This window comes from Flavobacterium sp. YO64 (assembly GCF_004119505.1).
Taxonomy (GTDB): domain Bacteria; phylum Bacteroidota; class Bacteroidia; order Flavobacteriales; family Flavobacteriaceae; genus Flavobacterium; species Flavobacterium oncorhynchi.
In genome coordinates this window covers 19,120-27,882 of the sequence record NZ_NRQV01000044.1, presented here as the reverse complement: position 1 = coordinate 27,882, position 8,763 = coordinate 19,120, and the positions used below count along the sequence as shown (strand labels likewise).

The following is an 8,763-nucleotide window of genomic DNA, read 5'->3' as shown; positions in this document are numbered from 1 at the left end:
CTTAAGTTGTTTCTCAAAGCGGGTGCAAAACTAAAAATTTATTTTGTTTCTCGCAAGAAAAATTTAAAAAATTTTGAAACTTTTTTTTTCGTCCCCTTTTTCTCATTTCTCCTACCAATCTCTCAAATAACTTTCCGCATTTTGCGGGGTGCAAATGTAATATCCGTTTTCCATTCTCACAAGCTTTTTCTAATCTTTTTTTGAAAATTTCTTTTCTCTTTAATTAAAATCCCTGTCAGTATTTCGGTGAACGTTTATCGCTGTTGCGGGTGCAAAAGTACCACCTTTATCCACTTAAACAAGACTTTTTGCAAAGTTTTTTTAATCTTTTTTTACTTTATTTCTTAACATTCTCATAACTCGTGTTTTACAATTCTTCTTTTTTAAACCCATTGTGCGGTTTTTCTTCTTTTCACTGTGTTTTCTTTATTTTTCAGCCTTTTTACAACTCCTTTTTTGAAGAGTTCTTAGCTCTTTTGGCGGTTCTTTAATGAAAAACCAAGATTTAAACCCCCCTTTTTAAAGCATATTTGATCTTTAAAAGAACTTAATCCTTCTTTTCTCCCTGTTATTTCCTTTAATAACTCATACCCCAGCCCTGATAAAAGGGAAAATCCTTTTATTTTAGGGCAAAATAAAAGATTAAAACCCATAGAAGGAAAAAGCCGCTTATAAATACTAACACCAAAACTATTTCAACTCCCCAAAAATAAAACAAACCTTTACTCTTATATATTATAGTAGAATTTTACATTTACATAATACAACACCACATCCTTCTTATTATATAATAGCAATCTTATACATATATATATTGTATGTATTTTTGTAATCACTTATATTTGCATTCACAAAATTATAAACAATGATCAAGATTACTTTACCCGATGGGTCAATTAGAGAGTTCGCTCAAGGCGTAACTCCAATGGAGGTCGCTAAAAACATTAGCGAAGGTTTTGCACGAAATGTTATTTCTGCATCTTTTAATGGTACAACTATTGAAACCGAAACTCCATTAACGACCGATGGTAATCTTATATTATATACTTGGAATGATGCTGAGGGTAAAAAAGCTTTCTGGCATTCGACTTCGCACGTAATGGCACAGGCTCTTGAAGAATTGTACCCAGGAATTAAATTAACTCTTGGACCAGCAATTGCTAATGGTTTTTATTATGATGTTGATTTTGAAGACCAAAAGATTTCTGAGGCTGACTTTAAAAAGATCGAAGATCGTGTTCTTGAAATTTCAAGAGGAAAACATGAATTCAAAATGCGTCCGGTTAGTAAAGCTGATGCATTAGAGATGTACAAAGACAACGTTTACAAGACTGAATTGATTTCTAATCTTGAAGACGGTACTATAACTTTTTGTGATCACTCTACTTTTACTGATTTATGTCGTGGAGGCCACATTCCGAATACCGGAATTATCAAAGCCATGAAAGTGATGAGTGTTGCTGGTGCTTATTGGAGAGGTGATGAGAAGAACAAACAGTTAACTCGTGTTTACGGAACTTCTTTCCCTAAACAAAAAGATTTAACTGAATATCTGGAACTTCTTGAAGAAGCAAAACGTCGCGATCACCGTAAATTAGGAAAAGAACTTGAATTGTTTGCTTTCTCTCAAAAAGTGGGTCAAGGCTTACCTTTATGGCTACCTAAGGGCGCGGCACTTAGAGAACGTTTAGAGCAATTTTTAAAGAAAGCTCAAAAGAAAGCAGGTTACGAACAAGTTGTGAGCCCGCATATTGGACAAAAAGAACTATATGTTACTTCTGGTCACTATGCTAAATATGGTGCAGATAGTTTTCAGCCAATACATACTCCTGCCGAAGGTGAAGAGTTTTTGCTAAAACCAATGAACTGCCCTCACCACTGTGAAATTTACAATGTAAGACCTTGGTCATATAAAGATCTACCTAAGCGTTATGCTGAATTTGGTACTGTATATAGATACGAGCAGTCTGGTGAATTACACGGTTTAACTCGTGTACGTGGTTTTACTCAAGATGATGCACATATTTTTTGTACTCCAGAGCAATTAGATGAGGAATTCAAAAAGGTAATAGACTTAGTATTATATGTATTTGGTTCATTAGGTTTTGAAAACTTTACTGCTCAAATCTCATTACGAGACCAAGAAGACAGAGAAAAATATATTGGTACTGATGAAAACTGGGAGAAAGCTGAAAACGCTATCATCAATGCAGCTGCTGATAAAGGCTTAAATACTGTTGTTGAATATGGCGAAGCTGCGTTCTACGGACCTAAACTTGACTTTATGGTTAAAGACGCCTTAGGAAGACAATGGCAATTAGGAACTATTCAGGTAGATTACAACTTACCTGAGCGTTTTGATTTGACATACAAAGGCGCTGATAATGAATTACATCGTCCAGTTATGATCCACAGAGCTCCTTTTGGATCTATGGAACGTTTTATAGCAATTTTACTAGAACACACTGCAGGAAATTTCCCGCTTTGGCTTATGCCAGAACAGGCTATTATCTTGTCTTTGAGCGAGAAATACGAAAATTATGCTAAAAAAGTTTTAGATTTGCTAGAAAATCACGAAATTCGCGCCCTAATTGACAACCGAAACGAAACTATCGGTAAGAAAATTAGAGATGCCGAAATGCAAAAAATCCCGTTTATGTTGATTGTGGGCGAGGAAGAAGAGAAAAACGGCACAATTTCTATACGCCGCCATGGACAGGAAGGAAAAGGCAATATCACAGTTTCTATCGAAGAATTTGCTTCGATTGTAGACGAAGAAATAAAAAAGACATTAAAAGTATTTACAGTTTAACTTAAATTAGAAAGTCATAGCAATAAAAAGTAACAGAGGTTTTCAACCTCGAGTAGAAAAAAAAGATGCACACAGAATAAACAACAATATTCGTGGTGTACAAGAAGTGAGGTTAGTAGGCGAGAACATCGAACCAGGTGTATTTAAGCTTGCAGAAGCTTTGCGTCTAGCAGATCAGTTTGAATTAGACTTGGTTGAAATTTCACCAAATGCTGAGCCGCCGGTTTGTAAAATCATGGATTACAAGAAATTTGTTTACGAACAAAAGAAACGTGATAAAGCATTAAAAGCTAAGTCTTCACAAGTTGTTGTAAAAGAGATTCGTTTTGGTCCTCAAACAGATGAGCATGATTATGAATTTAAAAGAAAAAATGCTGAGAAATTCTTAAAAGAAGGTTCTAAATTAAAAGCATTTGTTTTCTTTAAAGGACGTTCAATCATCTATAAAGATCAAGGACAAATTTTATTGTTGCGTTTGGCTACAGATCTAGAAGAACATGGTAAAGTTGAAGCGATGCCTGTTCTTGAAGGAAAGAGAATGATTATGTTCATTGCTCCTAAGAAAAAGAAATAAGTCTTAAAGCTTAAAGTCTTAAAGTCGAAAGTCATAAACTGACTTTTGACTTTTGACTTTTGAACTTTCTGACTCAAGATATAAGTAAGTAAGAATAAATTAAAACACTAGGAAAAATGCCTAAAATGAAAACTAAATCTAGCGCTAAGAAACGTTTTAAAGTTACTGGTTCTGGAAAGATTAAAAGAAAGCATGCTTTTAAAAGTCACATCTTGACTAAAAAATCTAAAAAACGTAAATTAGCTTTGACTCACTCAGCGCTAGTTCACTCAACAGATATGAAAAGCATCAAACAACAATTAAGAATTATCTAATAATTCTTTAGGTTAAAAAATTATTTATATAACCTTGGAGTATGGCTTTTAAGTTCCTTTGATTTAATTCAGGACGCCTGCTACAAAAACACATTAAAATTATGCCAAGATCGGTAAATTCAGTTGCTAAAAGAGCAAGAAGAAAAAAAATAATGAAGCAAGCCAAAGGTTTCTTTGGTAGACGTAAAAACGTTTGGACAGTTGCTAAGAATGCAGTAGAGAAAGCAATGTGCTACGCTTACCGCGATAGAAAACAAAACAAAAGAAATTTCCGTGCTTTATGGATTCAACGTATCAACGCTGGAGCTAGATTAGAAGGAATGTCTTATTCTCAATTCATGGGGAAAGTAAAAGCTAACGGAATCGAATTGAACCGTAAAGTTCTTGCAGATTTAGCTATGAACCACCCTGAAGCTTTCAAAGCAATACTTAATAAAGTAAAATAAACGTTTATAAACTCAATTTAGATTACTTACTTATCATAAAAAAACCATTCGTTAATTCGGATGGTTTTTTGTTTTTACAACAATCTGCTTTACCTTTAAGACTCTTTAAAAAAACAACTACAAAATGTTTACTCCTCTTTTTGATCACATCCAGAAATTTGTAACACTTGAGCCCTCAGAAATTGACACACTTGAATCATGTTTAAAACTCTCGAAAATAAAAAAGAAAGAACATCTATTGCAAGAAGGACAAGTTTGTAATACATTATATTTTATTATAAAAGGCTGTGCAAGGCAATATATAATTAACTCAAAAGGAACAGAACAAACTTTGCAATTTGCGATTGAAAATTGGTGGATTACTGATTATTTAAGTTATCACAATACTACTCCATCACATTTCTACATTCAGACAGTTGAAAACAGTGAACTAATTGCTATCGAAAAAAAAACTCTAGAATCTCTATTAATTGAGATTCCGAAGTTAGAACGATACTTCCGAATCGTTTCTCAAAAATCATTTGGAGCCGCTCAAATGAGAATTAAATTTCTATTTACAATGTCGGCAGAAGAGCGATATCATCATTTCAACAATCTAAACTCCGATTTTGTACAACGCGTTCCTCAGTATATGCTTGCTTCTTACTTAGATTTTTCAGCTGAATTTATGAGTAAAATCAGGGCTGGAAAAGTATAAGCTACATTTCTTGAAGTAGTTCAAGTTTTTTATAGCAGTCATTACTGACCTTTGTATTGAACTTTTAAAACATATAAAAATGAAATCAAGAATCGTTATCCCAGAAGTTGCCCCGCAAGCATATCAAGCATTAATGAATTTAGAAAAATACATCTCAACAACTTCATTAACATCAACTCATAAAGAACTAATTAAAATTCGTGCTTCACAAATAAATGGTTGTGCCTTTTGTATTAATATGCATACCGCAGATGCTAGAAAACAAGGCGAAACAGAGCAACGCATTTATTTAACCAGCGCTTGGCGCGAAGCTAATGTTTATACTGAAGAAGAAAAAGCAATTTTAGCTTTAACTGAAGCTGTTACCTTAATTGGAAATCATGTTTCTGATGAAGTTTATCAAAATGCGGCAAACTTATTTGATGAAAAATATTTAGCAGAAATCATCCTTGCAATCATCACAATTAACTCTTGGAATAGATTAGCAATTACAACAGGACTGAGAGCTGTTTAATTTTTTATAAAGATAAATTTTACAAGCTTACAAAATACAGAAGCCCTCTATCTAGAGGGCTTTGTCGTATCTGATTGTAAATGAGAAATAGAAAAAACAGTTTTATTCTCAGTTTTAAAAATACCGTATATATACTCTTTCAAGGGGATTTATTTTTTTACTTTTGGCGCATGAAACAAAAACACAAGATAATATCCCTATACATAATTCTAATATTTATTATTTTGTTTTCATGTCAAAAAGAGGAATCTTCTAAAGTCGCTGCAACTGACACAAAAGAAAAAGCAGAAAAACTGATCGCAATAGGAGATCGCTTTTATGATGATCAAAATTTTGACAGTGCTTTTTTTTACTACAACAAGGCAAAATTTATTTGCAACCCAAAAACAGAAACAGAAAGTTTTGTCAGCACATTAAATGCGATGGCTGAAATCCAAAGATATCAAGGAGATTATACTGGCAGTGAATCAACTCTTACGGAAGCTTTGCCTCATCTTAAACACATAAAAAATCCTAAACATATTTGGAACACTTATATAGAATTGGGCAACAACTACCTCTATACTTATGATTACAACAATGCATTATCCTACTATAAAAAAGCATTAAGTTTAAATACAAGTGAATGGAGAAAACTAAATACGACAAACAATATTGCGGTCGTTTTATTGGAACAGGGCAAATACAATGAAGCTTTAGACATTTTTACTTCTTTGATTGAGAAAAAAGAAATCCTTGAAAACCCAGAAAGCTATGTCAAAGTACTAGACAATATAGGTTTTTGCTATTTTAAAATTAAGGATCCGCGAGCACTTTCATACTTTAAAAAAGCATTAAAAGCAGCAGCCGAAATAAAAGATTATCTTTCGACTTCTAAAATTTATCTGCATTTAGCTGAATTTTACCAACCAAAAAATCCTTCTCTATCAAAAAAATATGCGCAGCTTAGTTATGAAAACGCAGCTCTCCTAAACTACTCCGAAGGCAGAATGTCTGCTCTAAAGTTATTAATAAACTGCTCGGTAAGCAGTGAGCTAAAAAAATACTCTCTCATATATATTAAACTTAATGACAGTCTAACCGAAATACGACAGAAAGCAAAAAATCAATTTGCTCGAATTAAGTATGACTCAAAAAAAGAGAGAAACGAAAACCTAAAACTGAAAACCGATAAAATTGAAAACGAACTTCAATTAGAAAGACAAAAAAATCGAAATATAATTTCTTATATAATTATTATATTAAGTTTAAGCTTAATATTAGCGTTGTACTTTCATTTAACATCTAAAGCTAACAAAGAAAAAATTGAAGCAACCTACAAAAGCGAAACACGAATTGCTAAAAAACTGCATGATGAATTAGCAAATGACATTTACCATACGATGGCTTTTGCCGAGAATAAAAACCTTTCTGTATCTGAAAACAAAGAACAATTAATAAAAAATCTAGATGTAATATATTCTCGAACTAGAGATATATCAAAAGAAAACAGTCCAATTATAACATCTGAAAAATACATCTTATTTTTAAAAGAAATGATTGCAGGATTCAATACTCCCGATATTAATCTTCTACTAAATGGTATTGAAAACATCCCTTGGAATGAAGTTGAAAAAAACAAAAAAATAACCACTTACAGGGTGTTACAGGAATTACTTGTAAATATGAAAAAACATAGTAACGCTACACTAGTTGGTATTAATTTTAAAAAAAGCAATAAAAACATTACGGTCACTTATACGGACAATGGAAAAGGCATCAATTTAAACTCTATGACTTTTAAAAATGGTCTTTACAATGTAGAGAACAGAATTAACTCAGTAAAAGGAGAAATTAAATTTGATTCCACTCCTAGTAATGGGTTTAAGGTTATCTTTAAATCTCAATTTGATTACAAAAGCAATGAAGTTTATTAAGAATAGATTTATCTTAAAGTACTTTTTAATATTCTTAACAATATTAATAGTTGGGGCAATATTTCTATTACAATTTCAGAGAAATAAAAACGCAATAATACAGCAAAAGGCTAAGGATAACTCTATCGAAATTAAAAGATTAATAGATAAAGCAGATCTGTACTTTGACGATGACAATAGAGAACTGGCAATTCTAACCTATAATAAGGCTATAAAACTTTGTGATCCAGAAATCAATACAACAGATTATGTATATTCACTGTATTGTATCGCAGATCTATACTACTCAAGCTCTGATTATATTTCCAGCGAAATTGCAGCTACAAAAGCATTACCGTATTTAAAGTTAATTAAGAACCCCAGATATTCTTGGCTTATTTACAATGTACAAGGACAAAATTACTTAAGTACTTATGACTTTACTAACGCGGAACTTTATTTTAAAAAGGCGCTAAAACTAAAAACAAGTTTGTGGAGAAAACGTGTTGCTTTAAATAATATTGCGGCTACTTATAAAAACAAAAATGAATATGACAAAGCAATAGAGATTTATCAAATCCTTGCTTCTAATGTTCACGCTTCTAAGCATAAACATTTAGACGATAGCAATTATGCTTTTGTACTAGACAATATGGGATATTGCTATTATCAAAAAGGAAATTATGATGAAGCTTTAAAATGCTATTACAAAGCTCTAGAAATTCGTCTGCAGCCACAAAGAAGCGAAGGTTTAGTAAACAGTTACCGCCATCTTTCTACATATTTTCAAAAAAGCGATCCTAGATTAGCAAAAAAATATGGAGCTGAAGCACTAAAAACAGCTGAAAAATTGAAATCTGTAACAGAAATTATTCTCAGCCTTTATGTAGTTATAGAATCTAGTGAAGGAAATGAACTTAAAAAACATACTGAAAGGTACATTCATCTTACAGACAGTATTGCGAAAGCAGGAAAAATGAATAAGAATCAATTTTCTACAATGCGATACGAGTCTAAGGTAGATAAAGAGCAAAATTTACAGCTCAAGGCAGAAAAGACAGAAAATGAACTGCAACTAGAACGACATAAAAATCGAAATATCATTTCATATATTATAATCGTTTTCATAATTGGATTTTTTATAATTCTATTATTTTACTTATCTCTAAAGGGGAGAAAAGAAAAAAAAGAAGCTGTATTTGAAAGTGAAAAAAGAATTTCAGGAAAACTACATAATAAACTTACTCTTCAAGTATACAATACTTTGTCTTTTGTTAAAAGAAACGATCTAGAAACTGTCGAAAATAAAACTGAACTATTAAATAATCTTGAAAAAATTTATTTCCAAACACGTACTATTTCGAGAGAAAACAGCAGTATTGACACAAATGAAAGGTACGAATCTGGTCTTAAAGAAATGATTTCAGGTTTTAAAACAGCACAAATAAGTATTCTAACAAACGGCCTGAATGATATTCATTGGAATAAAATAGATAAAATAAAAAAATAAC

Annotated in this window: 8 protein-coding genes; all 8 read left to right on the top strand. The window is 32.0% G+C overall.

All coding sequences use genetic code 11. From position 1 onward, the window contains the following. Positions 1–865 precede the first annotated feature (865 nt). On the top strand, positions 866–2,812 hold the full coding sequence (gene thrS, locus BOW57_RS19405) for a threonine--tRNA ligase (protein ID WP_089054230.1): 1,947 nt from the start codon (positions 866–868) through the stop codon (positions 2,810–2,812). 22 nt (positions 2,813–2,834) lie between these two features. After that, complete coding sequence (gene infC, locus BOW57_RS19400; RefSeq protein WP_089054229.1) at positions 2,835–3,386, top strand: translation initiation factor IF-3; 552 nt, start codon at positions 2,835–2,837, stop codon at positions 3,384–3,386. 116 nt (positions 3,387–3,502) lie between these two features. Beyond that, a complete protein-coding gene (gene rpmI, locus BOW57_RS19395) occupies positions 3,503–3,700 on the top strand; it encodes a 50S ribosomal protein L35 (protein WP_007810722.1) in 198 nt (65 codons plus the stop codon). A 101-nt stretch (positions 3,701–3,801) separates the two neighbouring features. Beyond that, on the top strand, positions 3,802–4,146 hold the full coding sequence (gene rplT / locus BOW57_RS19390) for a 50S ribosomal protein L20 (RefSeq protein WP_007810721.1): 345 nt from the start codon (positions 3,802–3,804) through the stop codon (positions 4,144–4,146). A 124-nt stretch (positions 4,147–4,270) separates the two neighbouring features. Beyond that, positions 4,271–4,843, top strand: a complete 573-nt coding sequence (locus tag BOW57_RS19385) for a Crp/Fnr family transcriptional regulator (protein WP_129056694.1) — start codon at positions 4,271–4,273, stop codon at positions 4,841–4,843. A 79-nt stretch (positions 4,844–4,922) separates the two neighbouring features. Continuing rightward, positions 4,923–5,357 (top strand): carboxymuconolactone decarboxylase family protein, encoded by a 435-nt coding sequence (locus BOW57_RS19380; RefSeq protein ID WP_129056692.1) that lies wholly within the window; start codon positions 4,923–4,925, stop codon positions 5,355–5,357. Positions 5,358–5,581: 224 nt separating this feature from the next. Further along, entirely contained in the window at positions 5,582–7,273 is a 1,692-nt protein-coding gene (locus BOW57_RS19375; RefSeq protein WP_129056690.1) for a tetratricopeptide repeat-containing sensor histidine kinase, read from the top strand. Beyond that, the gene (locus BOW57_RS19370; RefSeq protein WP_164973744.1) at positions 7,260–8,762 is read left to right on the top strand and encodes a tetratricopeptide repeat protein; all 1,503 of its coding nucleotides are present in this window, start codon (positions 7,260–7,262) and stop codon (positions 8,760–8,762) included. Before BOW57_RS19375 ends, BOW57_RS19370 begins: the two co-directional genes overlap by 14 nt. Position 8,763: the final 1 nt, after the last annotated feature.